Annotated in this window: 17 protein-coding genes; all 17 read right to left on the bottom strand. The window is 69.4% G+C overall.

Annotated elements, in window-relative coordinates:
- Window positions 1–14: 14 nt before the first annotated feature.
- Entirely contained in the window at window positions 15–1607 is a 1593-nt protein-coding gene (atpA, locus tag MQN93_RS26055) for a F0F1 ATP synthase subunit alpha (protein WP_016438238.1), read from the bottom strand.
- Window positions 1608–1756: 149 nt separating this feature from the next.
- A complete protein-coding gene (locus MQN93_RS26050) occupies window positions 1757–2572 on the bottom strand; it encodes a F0F1 ATP synthase subunit delta (RefSeq protein ID WP_016438239.1) in 816 nt (271 codons plus the stop codon).
- Complete coding sequence (locus MQN93_RS26045) at window positions 2569–3114, bottom strand: F0F1 ATP synthase subunit B (RefSeq protein ID WP_037783816.1); 546 nt, start codon at window positions 3112–3114, stop codon at window positions 2569–2571. Before MQN93_RS26045 ends, MQN93_RS26050 begins: the two co-directional genes overlap by 4 nt.
- Before the next feature lie 37 nt (window positions 3115–3151).
- Window positions 3152–3397 carry an ATP synthase F0 subunit C gene (gene atpE / locus MQN93_RS26040; protein ID WP_016438241.1) on the bottom strand — a complete coding sequence of 82 codons (246 nt, stop codon included), beginning with the start codon at window positions 3395–3397 and terminating at the stop codon, window positions 3152–3154.
- Between the two features lie 84 nt (window positions 3398–3481).
- Window positions 3482–4288, bottom strand: coding sequence for a F0F1 ATP synthase subunit A (gene atpB, locus MQN93_RS26035; protein ID WP_016438242.1), 807 nt, complete (start codon window positions 4286–4288; stop codon window positions 3482–3484).
- A 294-nt stretch (window positions 4289–4582) separates the two neighbouring features.
- A complete protein-coding gene (locus tag MQN93_RS26030; RefSeq protein ID WP_016438243.1) occupies window positions 4583–5035 on the bottom strand; it encodes a hypothetical protein in 453 nt (150 codons plus the stop codon).
- A 341-nt stretch (window positions 5036–5376) separates the two neighbouring features.
- Window positions 5377–6681 (bottom strand): MraY family glycosyltransferase, encoded by a 1305-nt coding sequence (locus MQN93_RS26025; RefSeq protein ID WP_016438244.1) that lies wholly within the window; start codon window positions 6679–6681, stop codon window positions 5377–5379.
- A 150-nt stretch (window positions 6682–6831) separates the two neighbouring features.
- Entirely contained in the window at window positions 6832–8073 is a 1242-nt protein-coding gene (gene glyA / locus MQN93_RS26020; RefSeq protein ID WP_016438245.1) for a serine hydroxymethyltransferase, read from the bottom strand.
- 91 nt (window positions 8074–8164) lie between these two features.
- Entirely contained in the window at window positions 8165–8845 is a 681-nt protein-coding gene (locus MQN93_RS26015) for an arsenate reductase/protein-tyrosine-phosphatase family protein (protein ID WP_242711465.1), read from the bottom strand.
- Complete coding sequence (locus tag MQN93_RS26010; RefSeq protein WP_016438247.1) at window positions 8842–9489, bottom strand: L-threonylcarbamoyladenylate synthase; 648 nt, start codon at window positions 9487–9489, stop codon at window positions 8842–8844. The genes MQN93_RS26015 and MQN93_RS26010 overlap by 4 nt, the downstream gene beginning before the upstream one ends.
- A gap of 52 nt (window positions 9490–9541) precedes the next feature.
- Window positions 9542–10387 (bottom strand): peptide chain release factor N(5)-glutamine methyltransferase, encoded by an 846-nt coding sequence (gene prmC, locus MQN93_RS26005; protein WP_016438248.1) that lies wholly within the window; start codon window positions 10385–10387, stop codon window positions 9542–9544.
- 39 nt (window positions 10388–10426) lie between these two features.
- Window positions 10427–11503 carry a peptide chain release factor 1 gene (gene prfA / locus MQN93_RS26000; RefSeq protein WP_016438249.1) on the bottom strand — a complete coding sequence of 359 codons (1077 nt, stop codon included), beginning with the start codon at window positions 11501–11503 and terminating at the stop codon, window positions 10427–10429.
- 103 nt (window positions 11504–11606) lie between these two features.
- A complete protein-coding gene (gene rpmE, locus MQN93_RS25995; RefSeq protein WP_016438250.1) occupies window positions 11607–11828 on the bottom strand; it encodes a 50S ribosomal protein L31 in 222 nt (73 codons plus the stop codon).
- A gap of 148 nt (window positions 11829–11976) precedes the next feature.
- A complete protein-coding gene (locus MQN93_RS25990) occupies window positions 11977–13116 on the bottom strand; it encodes an LCP family protein (protein WP_016438251.1) in 1140 nt (379 codons plus the stop codon).
- Window positions 13117–13456: 340 nt separating this feature from the next.
- The gene (gene rho / locus MQN93_RS25985) at window positions 13457–15490 is read right to left on the bottom strand and encodes a transcription termination factor Rho (RefSeq protein ID WP_242711464.1); all 2034 of its coding nucleotides are present in this window, start codon (window positions 15488–15490) and stop codon (window positions 13457–13459) included.
- Window positions 15491–15904: 414 nt separating this feature from the next.
- Complete coding sequence (gene thrB / locus MQN93_RS25980; RefSeq protein WP_016438253.1) at window positions 15905–16822, bottom strand: homoserine kinase; 918 nt, start codon at window positions 16820–16822, stop codon at window positions 15905–15907.
- A 288-nt stretch (window positions 16823–17110) separates the two neighbouring features.
- Complete coding sequence (thrC, locus tag MQN93_RS25975; RefSeq protein ID WP_242711463.1) at window positions 17111–18169, bottom strand: threonine synthase; 1059 nt, start codon at window positions 18167–18169, stop codon at window positions 17111–17113.
- Window position 18170: the final 1 nt, after the last annotated feature.

The following is an 18170-nucleotide window of genomic DNA, read 5'->3' as shown; positions in this document are numbered from 1 at the left end:
GTCCCTTCCTTACGTCACTTGGCGGCAGCGGCAGGAGCGTCCTCGCCGAGCAGCTTCCCGTCGGCGGTCTCGAACTGCTTCTTGAACTCCGCGACCGCGTCGGCCATGGCCTGCAGGGTGTCGTCCGACATCTTGCCGCCCTCCTTGATGGAGGTCATCAGGCCCTGCTCCTTGCGGTGCAGGTACTCGAGGAGCTCCTTCTCGAAGCGGCGGATGTCGCCGACCGGGACGTCGTCCATCTTGCCGGTGGTGCCGGCCCAGATGGAGATGACCTGGTCCTCGGTGGCCATCGGCTGGTACTGCGGCTGCTTGAGCAGCTCGACCATGCGCTGACCGCGCTCCAGCTGGGCCTTGGAGGCGGCGTCCAGGTCGGAACCGAAGGCGGCGAACGCCTCCAGCTCACGGAACTGGGCGAGGTCGACACGGAGTCGGCCGGAGACCTGGCGGATCGCCTTGTGCTGGGCGGAGCCACCGACTCGGGAGACCGAGATACCGACGTTCAGGGCCGGGCGCTGGCCGGCGTTGAACAGGTCGGACTCCAGGAAGCACTGGCCGTCGGTGATGGAGATGACGTTGGTCGGGATGAACGCCGAGACGTCGTTGGCCTTGGTCTCGACGATCGGCAGACCGGTCATCGAGCCGGCGCCCATGTCGTCGGAGAGCTTCGCGCAGCGCTCCAGCAGACGGGAGTGCAGGTAGAAGACGTCACCGGGGTAGGCCTCACGGCCCGGCGGGCGGCGCAGCAGCAGGGACACGGCGCGGTAGGCGTCGGCCTGCTTCGACAGGTCGTCGAAGATGATCAGGACGTGCTTGCCCTCGTACATCCACTGCTGACCGATGGCCGAACCGGTGTACGGCGCAAGGTACTTGAAGCCGGCCGGGTCGGACGCCGGGGCGGCGACGATGGTCGTGTACTCCAGCGCGCCGGCCTCTTCGAGGGAGCCACGCACGGAGGCGATCGTGGAGCCCTTCTGACCGATGGCGACGTAGATGCAGCGGACCTGCTTCGACGGGTCGCCGGTACGCCAGTTGTCGCGCTGGTTGATGATCGTGTCGACGGCCAGGGCGGTCTTGCCGGTCTGGCGGTCACCGATGACCAGCTGACGCTGGCCGCGGCCGATCGGGGTCATCGCGTCGACGGCCTTGTAGCCCGTCTCCATCGGCTCGTGCACCGACTTGCGCTGCATGACCGTGGGGGCCTGCAGCTCGAGGGCGCGGCGACCGCTGGTCTCGATCTCGCCGAGACCGTCGATCGGGTTGCCGAGCGGGTCGACGACGCGGCCGAGGTAGCCCTCGCCCACGGCGACCGAGAGCACCTCACCGGTGCGCTGCACCGGCTGGCCCTCCTCGATGCCGCTGAACTCACCGAGGACGACCGCACCGATCTCACGCTCTTCCAGGTTCAGCGCAAGACCGAGGGTGCCGTCCTCGAACTTCAGCAGTTCGTTGGCCATGGCCGAGGGAAGGCCCTCGACCTTCGCGATGCCGTCGCCGGCAAGGGTGACCGTACCGACCTCCTCGCGCGAGGCCGCGTCCGGCTTGTACGACTGGACGAAGTTCTCCAGCGCGTCCCGGATCTCCTCCGGCCGGATCGTGAGCTCCGCCATCTGGGTTCCCTGCTCTCCTTGTTGGGCCCGAAGTCTTTGGGGGTCTGGGGCTGTTTCCCTCAGCGGCTGTGCCGCGGGCCCCCAGCAATCTTCTGCAATTTCTGCACGACCCAACCGGGCCGCTGTTCTTCTTGTCGGTCGGGTGGCCGTCAGCCGGCCAACCGCCGGGACGCCTCCGCGAGGCGTTCCGTGATCGTGCCGTCGATGACCTCTTCGCCGACCCGTACGGAGATCCCGCCGAGGACCGTGGGGTCCACGTCCAGGTTCAGATGCATCTGGCGTCCGTACAGCTTCGCCAGCGCAGCGCCGAGACGCTGCTTCTGTCCGTCCGTGAGCGGAACCGCCGAGGTGACGACGGCCACCGCCCTGTCCCTGCGCGCCGCGGCGAGCTTGGACATGGCCTCGAGGCCTGCCTCCAGGCTACGTCCCCGCGGCCGAGTCACAAGGCGCACGACCAGGCGCTCCGTGACCGGGTTGGCCCGGCCGCCGAGCAGGCTGTGCAGCAGCTCGCTCTTGGCCTCGGTCGAGGCCGCCCGGTCGGTCAGCGCGGCACGCAGTGCGGCACTGGACTGGACGATCCGGCCGAACCGGAACAACTCGTCCTCGACGTCGTCGAGCGTGTTGCCCTGCTGAGCCTTCGTCAGGTCGGCGGAGGCAGCGAGCTCCTCCACCGAGTCGACGAGGTCGCGCGAGCGCGACCAGCGGGCCCGGACCATGCCGGTGACCAGGTCGAGGGCGGGGCCGTCGACGTGGCCGGTCAGCAGCCGGGTCGCGAGCTCGGCCCTGGCCTCGCCGGACTGCACCGGGTCGGTCAGGACGCGCCGCAGGGCGACCTCGCGGTCGAGGAACTCGGTGACGGCGGCCAGCTGCTCGGCGAGCTGCCCGGCGTCGACCGACGAGGAGTCGGTCAGCGCCTCCAGACGCTCTCGCGCGGCTGCGTGCGCTTCGCGGCTAGCTCCGTTCATGGCCTGGCCTCGGCCTTCGCCGCGCTCTCCTCGAGACCGTCGAGGAAGCGGTCGACCGTACGGCTCTGCCGGGCGTGGTCCTCGAGGGACTCACCGACCAGCTTGCCGGCCAGCTCCGTGGCGAGCTTGCCCACGTCCTGACGGAGCGCGGCCACCACGGCCTTGCGGTCCGCCTCGATCTGGGCGTGCCCGGCGGCGATGATCTCCTCGCGCTGCCGCTGGCCTTCCGCCCTCATCTCCTGGATGATCGTGGCGCCCTGCTCGGTCGCCTCCTGGCGCAGGCGTGCGGCCTCGTGCCTGGCCTCGGCCAGCTGAGCCCGGTACTGCTCAAGGATCTGCGTGGCTTCGGCCTGCGCCTCCGCCGCACGCTCCAGGCCGCCCTCGATCGCGTCGTGCCGCTCCTCCAGGGTCTTCTGGATGTTGGGCAGGAGCTTCTTGCCGAGGACGCCGAAGACGATGAAGAAGCAGATCAGGCCGACGATCAATTCCGGGGTGGCGGGGATGAGCGGATTCTCCGCTCCCTCCGCAGCCAGGAAGGCCATCATGTCTGAACCTTTCGTCGAGAGTGGCTACTGGTCGTCAGCTGCTGAAGACGAAGGGGACGACCAGGCCGAGCAGTGCCAGCACCTCGCAGAGCGCGAAGCCCAGGAACATGTTGGTGCGGATGATCGGCATGGCCTCGGGCTGACGGGCCATGGCCTCGATGGAGTGACCGAAGACCAGACCGATGCCGACACCGGGGCCGATGGCGGCGAGACCGTAGGCGATGGCGCCCATACGACCCGCGACGGAAGCGGCAGCAAGGTTAACGAGCTCGGCAGACATTTCCCTGTCTTCCTTTTGTGATGTGTGCGATGCGGTCCGTTGGGAGGGCTTCCCAGCGGCGGTGATACGGGGATGCAGTGCGGGTCAGTGACCCTCTTCCAGCGCTCCCTGGATGTAGATCGAGGCGAGGAGCGTGAAGATGTACGCCTGAAGGAACTGGATCAGAACCTCCAGGGTGGTCATGGCGAGCGCCAGCAGGAACGAACCACCGGCGACGGCCGACATGATCGACGGAGTGAGCAGGTACCAGGTCGCCACGCTGAACATCACGATCAGCATGTGGCCGGCGAACATGTTGGCCCACAGCCGCACCGCGAGGGTGAACGGGCGCAGGATCACGTTCGAGAAGAACTCGAGCAGGACGATCAGCGGGATGAGGGGCTTGGGCAGACCGTCCAGCCAGACCAGGTTCTTGACGCCGCCCTTGAACCCGTGCGTCTTGAACGTCAGGAACATGTACGTGACGTAGACCAGCGCGGCGAGCACGACCGGGTACGCGAAGCGCGAGGTCGCCGGGAACTGCGCCAGCGGGATGATGGACATCACGTTCATGATCCACACGAAGAAGAAGACCGACGTGAGGAAGGGGACGTACTTGCTGCCCTTCTTGCCGATCACTTCGAGGGCGATGCTGCGGGCGACGAAGTTGTAACCGATCTCGCCGACGAGCTGCATCTTCCCGGGGACCAGCTTCGGCTTGCGGAACGCGGCGGCGAAGAAGCCGATCACGGCCAGCATGCAGATGATCGTCAGGAGCATCGGCTTCGTGAAGTCGAAGCCGCCGACGCTGAAGATCGGCTCGAAGTTGAACGAGTGAAGGCCCGGCGCGGGGAAGGCACAGTCAGCATTGATGTGGCAGCCGCTTTCAGCGAGCAGCATGTGGGCACTCACCCGTGACTCCTTCGTCGTGACGCATAAGTAACGGCAACCTTGTGTGTCAGCGCGGCTGGTGAGGCCGCTGATCGGCACTGGGGACGTGGTGGTGTGACGGTGCCGCCGCAGTCCGTGGGGCGCATCCGCCGAGGGCCCGGCCGCTCGGATTCCGTGCTGTCATCACAGCTGACGGTCCGAGTGCGCCGGCGGCCGTGGAGGCTGTGTCCTGCCCCGCTCGAGAAGCGGAAGGACCCCCCACCGGAAGCGCTTCCGGACGATAGCAGATAGGCATGTATCGCCTTTACGTGCCCCCTACGCCGCATCACGCGACTCCGCCTTGACCGGGTCCGCCTCCTTGGCAGGCACGGACGGCTCGGGGTTCACGTAGAGCATGCGGCTGGTGAGACTCTGCTTCACCTGTCCGCCGACCCACGCCAGGGCGGTGGCCAGCAGGCTCAGGGCGAAGGCCCGGCCGTTGAACAACGTGGTGTCGCTGAAGGCGATGACGAAGACACCGATGAGCAGCATCTGCACGGTGTAGACGAGCAGTCCGGCCGTCATCGCCACCTGGGGCTTGTCCTGCGTGAGGCGCATCAGGGCGGCGGAGCCGAGTCCGAAGAAGCCGGCCACCACCGCGAGGGCCACCAGTCCGCCGACGAGACCCTTCTCACCGGCGACGACCGCGCTGACAACGGTGGCGACGATGCCCACGGGGGCGGCGATGATCGCTGCTCCCCGGAGGATCCGGACGTCGTTTGGCTGCATGCGGACGGCTCCAACGGAAGTGGGGGTCGAGACTGGTGACCGGGTGTCACTGGTCGGTCACCCGGTGCAGTGCAGAGGCTAACGCGAGGAGGTGTGGGCGCTTCGGGCCAAAGGACCGTTCCGCCAAGGCCTTTCGGCGCTTCCTTCAACTGGTAGTGAACGCTATCACAAACTATTTGATGCGGTCTTTACCTAGAAGGTGTGCCAGCTGTCACACATGAGAGTGATAGCGCGCGTCTGTGCAGAAACCGGGGTGCTTTGTCTGGTATTAGGGAACTTTGCTCCCCCACGACTTGGCAATGCTCTAGTCAGATTCTTACCTTGCCGAGTCGACGCCGAAGTCAGCGCGAGGTTCCGGCATTCCGCCGGCCCAGGGCCGTCGCTCCGTTGACTGAGGCCACCCCCGCGGCCACCGGGGCGCGCTCCTCCTCGGACTCGGCGGCCTGCGCCGGCTCCGGCTCGGGGTCCGCCACCGCCGTGCTGCGGCGGTAGCGCGGGGGCACGAAGTGCTCGGCCCAGCGCGGGGCGCGCGGCGTGAAGCGGGGCAGCAGGAGCAGGGCGAGGCCCACCGCGCTGAGAATCACGACGCCCAGGACGATCCACATGGACGCCGAGTTGACCGAATAGGCGAGCGCGCCGAACGCGATCAGCGCCGACCAGAAGTACATGATCAGCACGGCCCGGCTGTGCGAGTGGCCGATCTCCAGCAGCCGGTGGTGCAGATGCCCGCGGTCGGCCGCGAACGGCGACTGGCCGCGCCAGGTGCGGCGCACGATGGCGAGCACCAGGTCCGCGGTCGGCACCGCGATGATCGTCAGCGGCAGCAGCAGCGGGATGTAGACGGGCACCGTCTGGTGCACGGCCGCCTTCTCGGATCCGACGAACAGCTTCAGGGCGTCCGGGTCGACCTGTCCCGTGATGGAGATCGCGCCGGCCGCCAGCACCAGGCCGATCAGCATCGAGCCGGAGTCGCCCATGAAGATCCGCGCGGGGTGCATGTTGTGCGGCAGGAAGCCGATGCACATGCCCATGAGGATCGCGGCGAACAGCGTCGCCGGAGCGGCCGCCTCGACGCCGTACGAGTACCAGATCCGGTAGGCGTACAGGAAGAACGCGCAGGCCGCGATGCACACCATGCCGGAGGCGAGGCCGTCGAGGCCGTCGACGAAGTTGACCGCGTTGATGGTGATGACGACGAGCGCCACCGTCAGCAGGGTGCCCTGCCACTGGGTGAGCGCCACGCTGCCGACGCCCGGGATGGGCAGCCACAGGATCGTCAGGCCCTGCATGACCATGACGCCGGCGGCGATCATCTGGCCGCCGAGCTTGATCAGGGCGTCGATCTCGAACTTGTCGTCCAGCACGCCGATCAGCCAGATGAGCGCCGCTCCGGAGAGCAGCGCCCGCGGCTCGTTCGACTTCTCGAAGACCTCGCTGAGGTTGGTCAGATGGTCCGCGACCAGCAGGCCCGCGCACAGGCCGAAGAACATCGCGATACCGCCGAGGCGCGGAGTGGGTTCCCGGTGCACGTCACGGGCCCTGATCTCCGGCATGGCTCCGGCCACGATCGCGAACTTCCGTACCGGCCCTGTCAGCAGGTAGGTCACCGCGGCCGTGACGCAGAGCGTCAGCAGGTATTCACGCACAGGCTTCCCCACAGGTCTCGCTGGCCATCTCAGCCCCACACCCTAGCGAGGGACGCATATGAGTGGGGACTTCCGGGTAGCGACGATGGTTGCACGCGTGCCTGTGCACGCAGGCTGCACCCGGGTGCACACAGGTGCGCATACCCTCGCTCAGCTGGTGTACGGCTGAAATCTACCGGTCAGCTCACGCACCTCGTCGCGCGCCTTCTGGGTCTCCGTCTCGCCCCGCAGCACCGCTGCGAACAGGGCGCCGATCCACTGCATCTCCTCCTCTCCCATCCCCTGGGTGGTCACCGCGGCCGTGCCGAGCCTGAGGCCGCGGGCGTCGCCGTGCGGCAGCGCGCAGCAGTCGAGCACCATTCCGGCCGCCGCGAGCCGCCCGCGCGCGGTGCGCCCGTCCACGCCCAGGGGCGCCGGGTCGGCGGTGATCAGATGGGTGTCGGTGCCGCCGGTGGTGACGACCAGGCCCTCCGCCGCGAGCCGGGCCGCGAGCACCCGTGCGTTGGTGACCACCTGATGGGCGTACGTCACGAAGTCCGGCGTCGCCGCCTCGCCGAACGCGACGGCCTTCGCGGCGATGGTGTGCATCTGCGCGCCGCCCTGGGTGAACGGGAAGACGGCCCGGTCGACCCGCTCCGCGAGCTCGGCGCCGCACAGGATCATTCCGCCGCGCGGCCCGCGCAGCACCTTGTGCGTGGTCGCGCACACGACATCGGCGTACGGCACCGGGCTGGGCGCCGCTCCCCCGGCGACCAGGCCGATGGGGTGCGCGGCGTCGGCGATGAGATACGCCCCGACCTCGTCGGCGACCTCGCGGAAGAAGGCGTGGTCGATGTGGCGCGGATAGGCGATGGACCCGCACACGATCGCCTTGGGGCGGTGGGCGCGGGCGAGGGTGCGCATCTGGTCGTAGTCGATGAGCCCGGTCTCGGCGTCGACGCCGTAGCCGACGAAGTCGAACCAGCGGCCGGAGAAGTTGGCGGGCGAGCCGTGCGTGAGGTGGCCGCCGTGGGGCAGGCCGAGGGCGAGGACGGTGTCGCCGGGCCGCAGCAGCGCCGCGTAGGCGGCGAGGACGGCCGAAGAGCCCGAGTGCGACTGGACGTTGGCGTGCTCGGCGCCGAACAGGGCCTTCGCCCGCTCCACGGCCAGGCGCTCGGCCACGTCGACGATCTCGCAGCCGCCGTGGTGCCGGGCGCCCGGATAGCCCTCGGCGTACTTGTTGGCGAGCGGGGAGCCGAGGGCTGCGAGGACCGCGGGCGAGGAGAAGTTCTCGGCGGCGACGAGCTGCAGCGTCGTCGACTGCCGGTCGAGTTCCCCGAGCAGGATCTCGGCCAGCTCGGGGTCCTGCCGCAGCAGGGCGTCGGCGGTCTCAGGGGCGTGGGTGACCGGCATGGTGGGCTCCCGGCGACGGGGATTGCGGGCGGTTCGCCTCCGTGGTGACGTACGACCAATGTAGGCCCGTCAACCTGGTGCCGCGCGGTTGTTACATCCTTGCGCGTACGCCGGTGAGCGCCGTGACGACCGGATCCAGTGCCTGGTGTATCTCGTCGCCGATGGAGCGGAAGAAGGTCAGCGGGGCGCCGTAGGGGTCGTAGACCTCGTCCGCCTCGGCGGTCGGGGCCAGCAGCCACCCGCGTAGAGCGGCGGCGGCGCGGACCAGGGCGCGTGCGCGCGCGACCACGCCGTCCTCCAGCGGGGGCAGGGTCGCGGGGTCGATCGCCCGCACCAGGCGGGTGAACTCCTTCAGGGTGAAGGTGCGCAGGCCCGCCGAGTGGCCCATGGAGATGACCTGCTGACGGTGGTCGCGGGTCGCCGTCAGGACGAGGTCGGCCATGATGACGTGCTCGTCGAGCAGCTCACGGCCGGTGAAGCCGGTCGCGTCCGCGCCGAACTCGGCGAGCACCCGCTCCGCGTTGGTCTCCATGGGCGCGCCCTCGTGGCCCCAGGTGCCCGCGCTCTCCACGATCAGCGCGCCGCCCAGGACGCCGAGGCGCTGCGTCACGTAATGCCGGGTCAGCCGCTCGGTGATGGGCGAGCGGCACACGTTTCCGGTGCTGACGTGGAGGATGCGGAAGCAGTCGCGTGGGAGTCCGACAAACGTTGTCGTGATCTCCGTCGCCCGTTCCCCGTTGCCTATGCCACGCCCCGCGTCAGGGGCTGTCAATTGGCCACCTCGAGGTCGGGTACGACCTTGCGCAGCTCCTCCGGCGACAGTGCGCCCTCGCGCAGCAGCACCGGCACCCGGCCCGTGACGTCGACGATGGACGACGGGACGTTTCCGGGGGTCGGGCCGCCGTCGAGGTAGACGGAGACGGAGTCGCCGAGCATCTCCTGCGCGGCGTCGCAGTCCTCCGGCGCCGGGTGCCCGGAGAGGTTGGCGGAGGAGACGGCCATCGGCCCGACCTCGGTGAGCAGCTCGATGGCGACCGGATGCAGTGGCATGCGCACGGCGACCGTGCCCCGGGTGTCCCCCAGGTCCCACTGCAGCGACGGCTGGTGCTTGGCGACGAGGGTGAGCGCGCCCGGCCAGAAGGCGTCGACCAGCTCCCAGGCCATCTCGGAGAAGTCCGTGACCAGACCGTGGAGGGTGTTCGGGGAGCCGATCAGCACCGGGGTGGGCATGTTGCGGCCGCGGCCCTTGGCCTCCAGCAGGTCCACGACGGCCTCCGAGGAGAAGGCGTCCGCGCCGATGCCGTACACCGTGTCGGTCGGGAGGACCACGAGTTCGCCCCGGCGCACGGCGGACGCGGCCTCGCGCAGACCGGTGGTGCGGTCGGTCGCGTCGTTGGTGTCGTATCGCCGAGCCATGTCTAGCGGGCCTCCTCGTACACGTACATCCGGGAAAGGGTCTGCGGGGCGGTCACGGCAGCGCCTTGCGGGCGGTCGCGAACCGGGGGCGTTTGTTGAGGTCGGGGTGGTCGGCCGCGTCGGCCCAGCCCCGCTCCTCGGTGAAGATCCACGGCACCTGGCCGCCCTGGGTGTCGGCGTGCTCGATGACGACGACGCCGCCCGGGCGCAGCAGCCGGTGTGCGGTCCGCTCCAGACCGCGGATGAGTTCGAGCCCGTCCGGCCCCGAGAACAGGGCGAGTTCGGGGTCGTAGTCCCGGGCCTCGGGGGCGACGTACTCCCATTCGGTCAGCGGGATGTACGGCGGGTTGGAGACGACCAGGTCGACCTGGCCGTCGAGGTCGTGGAAGGCGTCGAGGGCGTTGCCCTGGCGCAGGTCGACCCTGGAGCCCGCCACGTTCTTGCGGGCCCAGCCGAAGGCGTCCTCGGACAGCTCCACGGCGTGCACGCGCGAGCGCGGGACCTCCTGGGCGAGGGCGAGCGCGATGGCGCCGGAGCCGGTGCACAGGTCGACGATGCAGGGTTCCACGACGTCCATGGCGCGCACGGCGTCTATGGCCCAGCCGACCACGGACTCGGTCTCCGGCCGCGGCACGAACACGCCCGGGCCGACCTGGAGTTCCAGATAGCGGAAGTAGGCCCGCCCGGTGATGTGCTGCAGCGGCTCACGCTGCTCGCGCCGGGCGATGACCTCCCAGTAGCGGGCGTCGAAGTCCGCGTCCTTCACGGAGTGCAGCTCGCCCCGCTTCACGCCGTGCACGAACGCGGCGAGCTCCTCCGCGTCGTTGCGCGGCGAGGGCACGCCGGCGTCGGCCAGCCGCTGGGTGGCCTGTGCCACCTCTGCGAGCAGCAGGTTCACGCAAGTCCTCCGTGTCGTACTGGGTCGTGCGTACGGACGTTATGCGGCGGCCAGCTTCGCCGCCGAGTCCGCGTCGACGCAGGCCTGGATGACCGCGTCGAGGTCGCCGTCGAGGACCTGGTCAAGGTTGTACGCCTTGAAGCCCACGCGGTGGTCCGAAATGCGATTCTCCGGGAAGTTGTACGTGCGGATCTTCTCGGAGCGGTCGACGGTGCGGACCTGGCTGCGGCGGGCGTCCGCTGCCTCCCTCTCCGCTTCCTCCTGCGCCGCCGCGAGCAGCCTGGAGCGCAGGATACGCAGTGCCTGCTCCTTGTTCTGCAGCTGGCTCTTCTCGTTCTGGCAGGAGGCGACGACTCCGGTCGGGATGTGCGTGATGCGCACGGCGGAGTCGGTGGTGTTCACGGACTGCCCGCCGGGCCCGGAGGAGCGGTAGACGTCGATGCGGAGGTCGTTGGGGTTGATCTCCACGTCGACCTCCTCGGCCTCGGGGGTCACCAGGACGCCCGCGGCGGAGGTGTGGATACGGCCCTGGGACTCGGTGGCCGGCACCCGCTGCACGCGGTGCACGCCGCCCTCGTACTTCAGTCGGGCCCACACGCCCTGTCCGGGCTCGGTGGCGCCCTGGCCGCCTTTGGTCTTCACGGCGACCTGGACGTCCTTGTAGCCGCCCAGTTCGGACTCGGTGGCGTCGATGATCTCGGTCTTCCAGCCGACGCGCTCGGCGTAGCGCAGGTACATGCGCAGCAGGTCCCCGGCGAAGAGCGCGGACTCGTCACCGCCGGCACCGGCCTTGATCTCCAGGATGACGTCCTTGTCGTCGCTGGGGTCGCGCGGGACCAGCAGCAGGCGCAGCTTCTCGGTGAGCTCCTCGCGCTGCTTCTCCATGTCCTTCACCTCGGCGGCGAAGTCCGGGTCGTCGGCGGCGAGTTCGCGCGCGGTCTCGATGTCGTCGCCGGTCTGCTTCCAGGAGCGGTACGTGGCGACGATCGGGGTGAGCTCGGCGTAGCGCTTGTTCAGCTTGCGCGCGTTGGCCTGGTCGGCGTGGACCGACGGGTCGGCGAGCTTCTTCTCCAGGTCGGCGTGCTCACCGATGAGTTCCTCGACGGCCTCGAACATCTTGGGCTCCTGAAATACGTACGGCGGAAAGGCGGGCGACCAAAAACGCCGGTCCCGGCACGCCTGTGAAGGGCGCGGCCGTGGACCGGCGGATTGGAGCTCGCTACTTCTTGGAGCCGGCAGCCTTGCCGAAGCGGGCCTCGAAGCGGGCCACACGGCCACCGGTGTCGAGGATCTTCTGCTTGCCCGTGTAGAACGGGTGGCACTCGGAGCAGACCTCGGCGCGGACGGTGCCGCTGGAGATCGTGCTGCGGGTGGTGAACGACGCGCCACAGGTGCAGCTGACCTGCGTCTCGACGTATTCGGGGTGGATGTCGCGCTTCAAGGTGTCTCCTAGTTTCGGGAGGGCGCCGGGTCGCAGCCGCGGATTGCTGCCACGTGAACCGGAGCCGACGTACCAGTCTGCCAGGACTGGGGCCATCCCCCAAAACCGGGGGTTCGGGTGTTCTATTCCGTACGGCCCGCAGGGGCCCTCAGCCGGCGTCGACGACGCCCTTCGCATCGCCCGTGGCCGTGCCCTCGGTCGCCGACCTCGGGATGGCCCGGTCGTGCTTCAGGGCCGTCCAGACCTGGTCGGCCTTGGTCTGCTCGACGATGACGCGGTTGCGGTTGGCCGGGTCGTACTGGACCGGCATCGTGACCATGGTCATCTTCGACGAGCTGATGCCCTTGAGGCCGTTCGCGAAGGACATCAGGGAGTTGACCGAGCCCAGGTCGGAGTCGGTGGTGACGGTCTTGGTGCCGGTGTCGGCGAGGTCGTAGAGCTTCTTCGGGTTGGTGAAGACGCCGAGGTGCCTGACCTGGTCGGCCAGGGCCTTGATGAAGGCCTGCTGGAGCTGGATGCGGCCGAGGTCGGAGCCGTCGCCGACGCCGTGCCGGGTGCGGACCAGACCGAGGGCCTGTTCGCCGTCGAGCGTGTGGGTGCCGGCCTTGAGGTCCAGATGGCTCTCGGGGTCCTTGATGTCCTTGGTCGTGGTGACCGGGACGCCGCCGAGCTCGTCGACGAGCTTCTCGAAGCCCTTGAAGTCGACCTCGAGATAGTGGTCCATGCGGATGTCCGTGAGGGACTCGACGGTCTTGACCGCGCAGGCCGCACCGCCCGTGGAATAGGCGGAGTTGAACATCACGCCCTGGGCGGCGGGATGCGTGTCGCCGTGGGTGTCGGTGCACTCGGGGCGGTCGATGATGGTGTCGCGCGGGATGGAGACCACGCTGGCCCTCTTGTGGCCCTTGTACACGTGCACGACCATCGCGGTGTCGGAGCGGGCCGAGCCGTCGTCCGCGCCGCCGCCGAGCTTCTTGTTGCCGCCGGCGCGGGAGTCCGAGCCGAGCACGAGGATGTTCTCCGAGCCGTTGTCGACCTTCGTCGGGCGGGACGTGCCGAGCGCCGAGTCGATGTCGACGCTTTTGATGTTGCCGTTGAGCTTGAAGTACACGTACCCCGCGCCCGTACCGCCGAGCACGACGATCCCCGCCGCGACCCAGGCCGTGATCATGAGGCCCTTCTGGCGCCTGCTGCGGGGCTTGCGGCGACGGCCCTTGGCGCTGTTGCGCGGGCCGTTGGTGCCGGGGGTTCCCGGTATGCCGGGTCCCGGCGTGCTCTCGGCGGACATGTGCTCCTCGTTCTCGTACGGTCGATTACCCCCTGAAGCCTGGGTCAGGCCGGTCGATACGGGTCGTATCGCACCATCGTCACTCCATCCGGTCAGACGGAGAAACCCGAGAAAGGGTTGCACAGCGCACTGTGCCCATACCGTGGACGCCTGGGCACAGAACGTCACATATGTTTACGGCTGTAACTTTCTCACCTGCGGTTTCAGCCACCGTGGTCGCACTGCCGGAAACGCCGCCCACCAGGACTCTTGTGGCAAAGATCTCGCGAGTCGGTGACGCAAAGGACCACGCAAAAGGGCGCCCCCGTCACGGGAGCGCCCTTTCGACAGAAGCCGAGGCTCAGTCGCCGTTGCCCGGCGTCGGGGTCGTCTTCTGGATCTGCATCAGGAACTCGGCGTTCGACTTGGTCTGCTTCATCTTGTCGAGGAGCAGTTCGACCGCCTGCTGCTGGTCGAGGGCGTGCAGCACCCGGCGCAGCTTCCAGACGATGGCGAGCTCGTCGCTGGCGAGCAGGATCTCCTCCTTGCGGGTGCCGGACGCGTCGACGTCCACCGCCGGGAAGATCCGCTTGTCGGCGAGCTTGCGGTCGAGCTTGAGCTCGGCGTTGCCCGTGCCCTTGAACTCTTCGAAGATGACCTCGTCCATACGGGACCCGGTGTCCACCAGCGCGGTGGCGAGGATGGTCAGCGAGCCGCCGTCCTCGATGTTGCGGGCCGCACCGAAGAAGCGCTTCGGCGGGTACAGGGCGGTCGAGTCGACACCACCGGACAGGATGCGGCCGGAGGCGGGCGCCGCGAGGTTGTACGCACGGCCCAGACGCGTGATGGAGTCGAGCAGTACGACGACGTCGTGACCCAGCTCCACCAGGCGCTTGGCGCGCTCGATGGCGAGCTCCGCGACCGTGGTGTGGTCCTCGGCCGGGCGGTCGAAGGTCGAGGAGATGACCTCGCCCTTGACCGACCGCTGCATGTCGGTGACCTCTTCCGGACGCTCGTCGACGAGGACGACCATCAGGTGGCACTCGGGGTTGTTGTGCGTGATCGCGTTGGCGATCGCCTGCATGATCATGGTCTTGCCGGTCTTCGGCGGGGCCACGATCAGACCGCGCTGGCCCTTACCGATCGGCGACACGAGGTCGATGATGCGGGTTGTCAGCACGCCCGGGTCCGTCTCCAGACGGAGGCGGTCCTGCGGGTAGAGCGGGGTCAGCTTGTTGAACTCCGGGCGGCCGCGGCCGTGTTCGGGCGCCATGCCGTTGACGGAGTCGAGACGCACCAGCGCGTTGAACTTCTCGCGGCGCTCGCCCTCCTTGGGCTGGCGGACCGCACCGGTGATGTGGTCGCCCTTGCGCAGACCGTTCTTGCGGACCTGGGCGAGGGAGACGTACACGTCGTTCGGGCCCGGCAGGTAGCCGGAGGTCCGGATGAACGCGTAGTTGTCGAGGATGTCCAGGATGCCCGCGACCGGGATCAGGACGTCGTCCTCGGAGATCTGCGGCTCGCCGGCCATGTCGTCACGGCCGCGACGGCCACGACGGTCGCGGTAGCGGCCGCGACGGCCACGGCGGCCGCCCTCGAAGTCGTCGTCGTCCTGCGGGCCGTTGTCGCGCTGGCGGTCCTGACGGCCGCCGCCCTGCTGGTTCTGCTGGCCGCGCTGGCCCTGCTGGTCGTCGCCCTTGTTGCCACGGCGGTCACCGCGATCGCCACGGTCACCGCGATCGCCGCGGTCCCCGCGGTCACGGTCCCGGCCGCGGTCACGGCGGTCGCGGCGGCCACGGCCCTCGCCGTCACCGCCGGCGTCGCCCCTGCTCTCGCCCTGCGTCTGCGGGGCGGGCGTCTCGGCCTTCGGCTCGCTCTTGGCCTCGGCGGTGACCGTCTCGGGGCTGCCCGCCTCGGCGGTGGCGCGACGGCGGCGGCGCTCGGCGGGAGCGTCCTCCGACGCGTCGCGGGAGGGGCCGCCGGCCGGCTGGCCGGGAATCTCGATCTGCTGCTGGGCCGTGGCCTTCTCGGCCGGGGCGGCCGCCTTCTTCTCCGCGGCGTCGGCCGCGTCGTCGCCCGTGCGGGACCTGGAGGTGGCGCGGCGCTTGGGCTTGGTGTCGGCGGCGGCGTCCGCGGACTTGGCGGGAGCGGCGGCACCTCCCCCGGCCTGCGCCTCCTTGATGACCTCGATCAGCTGGCTCTTGCGCATACGCGCCGTGCCCCTGATGCCGAGGCCGGATGCGACCTGCTGCAGCTCGGCCAGCACCATGCCGTCGAGGCCGGTACCGCGGCGCCGCCGGGAGCCTGCACCGGTGGCAGGCGCGGAGGCGTCCGTGGCGGGCGCGGCAGCAGTCTCCTCGACACGTGCGCCCATCAGATCGGTGGTGTCGCTCACGAAGGGTCCTTCCCTGGAGCGGACGTCGGCCTGTCTGGCTCGGCGACCGGTTGTGCTTCCGACTTCGGCCCTTGCTGTCTGGACCGTGCCGGGGCGGTGGTCCGCCACATGGCGGCGGAGGCAATATCTGGGATGGCGCTTCCCGGAACCTGGGCCGTGGCACCCGGTGTCAGTGTCACGTGGCTCGGTAGCACCGATTCCGGAGCGTGCCCGGCAAGTCGCTCAGCGCCCGCGTACGACGTACTGCCCACATACGTCGTACGGAACACAGAGTGGCTTGGGAGGCTCCCGGAAGAATGTCTGTCCCGGACTGGGACACGAAGCACCTCGCCATGGTGGGGTCGGGTGCAGACTTGAGGTTAACACTACCGGATCCAACAAACATTCCCCCTCTCGAAATCCGGCAACCGTGTGTCAGGTGGCGAGCGGCAGCACGCTCGCCCCCTGGGCGTCGAGCTCGAGCCGGTTCGCGGCCCAGCCCTCGCCTGCCACATCGGCCACCTTGTCGGCGCTGTCGGCGTCGGCCAGCGCGAGCACGGTGGGTCCTGCTCCGGAGATGACTGCCGGGACTCCGTCGGCCCGCAGCCGCTCCACCAGCGCGGCGCTCTCCGGCATGGCGGGCGCACGGTACTCCTGGTGGAGACGGTCCTCTGTGGCGGGCAGCAGCAGCTCGGGGCGCCGGGTGAGGGCCTCGACGAGCAGGGCGGCACGGCCCGCGTTGGCGGCGGCGTCGACGTGCGGCACGGTGCGCGGGAGCAGGCCGCGCGCGGTCTCGGTGAGGACCGGCTTCCCGGGCACGAAAACCACCGGAACGATGGAATCGGCGGCGTCCATCCTGATCGCCCGTGCGGCGCCGGCCTCCAGCCAGGACAGGGTGAAACCGCCGAGCAGACAGGCCGCCACGTTGTCGGGGTGGCCCTCGATCTCGGTCGCGAGCTCCAGCAGGGCCGTGTCGTCGAGCTTCGACTCCCCGCCTATGGTCACGGCGCGCGCGGCGACGATGCCCGCGCAGATGGCGGCCGAGGAGGAGCCGAGGCCGCGGCCGTGCGGGATGCGGTTGGCGCACACGATCTCAAGGCCGCGCGGCTGCCCGCCGAGCAGGTCGAAGGCGGTGCGCAGGGACCGTACGAGCAGGTGGTTCTCATCACGCGGCAGCGTCTCGCTGCCCTCGCCCGCGATGTCGATGTGCAGCCCGGTGTCGGCGACCCGGACGACGACGTCGTCGTAGAGCCCCAGCGACAGGCCGAGGGCGTCGAAGCCGGGGCCGAGGTTGGCGCTGGTGGCGGGGACGCGCACCCTTACGGCTGCGGCGCGGAATGCGGGACCGGCCATCTCTCGATGACTCTCCTTAGAGCTGCGTGATGGTCGAAGACGTTCGATACGACACCGGATACGTACGCGGAGACCCTCGGGCCGTTCGGGCGCGGCGCGGCACCGACCACATGCTCCATGTGCGGAGGCATATGCGGCGGGCGGGTTCGGTACAGCCTATCGAAGGATGCTTCTGTGGCGACATAGGGCGCACAGGAGGCGCACGATGCGTACCGCAAGCCCCCCGTGCACCCCTTGGCGGGAGTTCCCGTCGGGCCGGACCCTCGGGCCGGACCGAGGCGCTCGGCGTCAGGCCAGACCGAGGCGCTCGGCCGCGGCCACGGCGTCGACCGGGACGGTGACCGGCTGCGGGGCGCCGGCGACGGCCCAGTCGGGGTCCTTCAGGCCGTTTCCGGTCACCGTGCACACGATGCGCTGGCCCGAGTCGACCTTGCCCTGCTCGACGGCCTTCAGCAGTCCCGCCACGGACGCGGCGGACGCCGGCTCGACGAAGACACCCTCCTGGGCGGCCAACAGCCGGTAGGCGCGCAGGATCTCACGGTCCGTCACCTCGTCGATGAAGCCGCCGGACTCGTCCCGCGCGGCCAGTGCGTACTGCCAGGAGGCGGGATTGCCGATACGGATCGCGGTGGCGATGGTCGAGGGGTCCTTGACGATCTCGCCGCGCACGATCGGGGCGCTGCCGGACGCCTGGAAGCCCCACATCCGGGGGGTGCGGGTGGCCGGGCCGTCGGCGGCGTACTCCCGGTAGCCCTTCCAGTAGGCCGTGATGTTGCCCGCGTTGCCGACCGGGAGGACATGGATGTCGGGGGCGTCGCCCAGCATGTCGACGATCTCGAAGGCGGCCGTCTTCTGGCCCTCGATACGCACCGGATTGACCGAATTCACCAGCGCCACGGGGTAGTTCTCGCTCAGCGAGCGGGCGAGGGTGAGGCAGTCGTCGAAGTTGCCGTCGACCTGGAGGATCTTGGCGCCGTGCACCAGCGCCTGGCCCATCTTGCCGAGCGCGATCTTGCCCTGCGGCACGAGAACGGCCGAAACCATGCCGGCGCGCACGGCGTAGGCGGCCGCACTCGCCGAGGTGTTGCCGGTGGAGGCGCAGATGACCGCCTTGGCGCCCTCCTCCTTGGCCCTGGTGATGGCCATGGTCATGCCGCGGTCCTTGAAGGAACCGGTGGGGTTCGCACCCTCCACCTTGAGGTGGACCTCGCAGCCCGTGCGCTCGGAGAGCACCTGCGCGGGCACGAGGGGCGTGCCGCCCTCGCGGAGCGTCACGACCGGCGTGGTGTCGGAGACGGGCAGTCTGTCCCGGTACTCCTCGATGATTCCGCGCCACTGGTGGGTCATT

It is taken from the genome of Streptomyces spinosisporus (assembly GCF_022698145.1).
Classification (GTDB): Bacteria; Actinomycetota; Actinomycetes; order Streptomycetales; family Streptomycetaceae; genus Streptomyces; species Streptomyces spinosisporus.
This window is presented reverse-complemented; position numbering and strand designations above follow the sequence as displayed.